Source organism: Mesorhizobium sp. M7A.F.Ca.CA.002.15.2.1, from assembly GCF_003998715.1.
In the GTDB taxonomy this organism is placed as follows: domain Bacteria; phylum Pseudomonadota; class Alphaproteobacteria; order Rhizobiales; family Rhizobiaceae; genus Mesorhizobium; species Mesorhizobium ciceri.
On record NZ_RZPI01001128.1, the window covers coordinates 1 to 890 of the forward strand.

General features: G+C 62.2%; 1 protein-coding gene. It reads right to left on the minus strand.

What is annotated here, in order from left to right; translation table 11 throughout:
* Positions 1-769 (minus strand): aldo/keto reductase (locus tag ENZ74_RS33130; protein ID WP_164761463.1); only part of this gene is annotated, 769 nt, incomplete at its 3' end.
* Positions 770-890 lie beyond the last annotated feature (121 nt).

The window sequence follows — 890 nt, forward strand, 5'->3', positions numbered from 1 at the left end:
CCACAAGCACATCGACGATCCGCCACAGCCGGTCCTCGTCGCGGATCGGTGGTTCCGACCAGCCCGCGAGTTGGCGGGCGGTGGGGCTGTCACGGCGGTATTTGCCGGACAGCAATCCGCCGGCAAGCGGGCTCCAGACCAGAACGCCCAGCCCCTGGTCGACGGAAATCGGCAGCAGTTCGTACTCCGCTTCGCGCGCTTCCAGCGTGTAGTGGATCTGCTGCGTGATGAAGCGCGGCTGATGACGGCTGTCGCTGATGCCGAGCGCCTTCATCACCTGCCAGCCGGAATAGTTGGAGCAGCCGACATAGCGGATCTTGCCCTGGGCAACCAGCGTGTCGAGCGCGCCGATGGTTTCCTCCAGCGGCGTCACGCCATCCCATTCGTGCAGGAAATAGATGTCGATGACGTCGGTCTTGAGCCGCTTCAGGCTCTTCTCGCATTCCCGAATCAGGTGATGGCGCGACAGGCCTTCGTCGTTTGGACCTTTGCCGATCCGCATCCGTGCCTTGGAGGCGATCAGCACGTCGCCCTTGCGCTTGCCGCCGAGCGCTTCGCCGATGATTTCTTCGGAAATGCCGTTCGAATAGACATTGGCGGTGTCGATGACATTGATGCCGGCGTCGATACAGAGATCGATCATCCGGCGCGCTTCGTCGAGATCGGTCTTGCCGACCGCCGAAAAAGCACCGGCGCCACCGAACGTCATGGTCCCCATGGTCAGTGTCGATACTTTCAGGCCGGAACGGCCGAGGGTGCGGTATTCCATGTCGTCCTCGCGATTGCATTGGGAAAGGGCTGGGGAGGGCCGCCCGAAAGTGGCCGCTATTTGTAGGACAATTTGGGCGACGTGTCTCCATGCCAGCGCGGCGGATCGATCATGCCTGGCT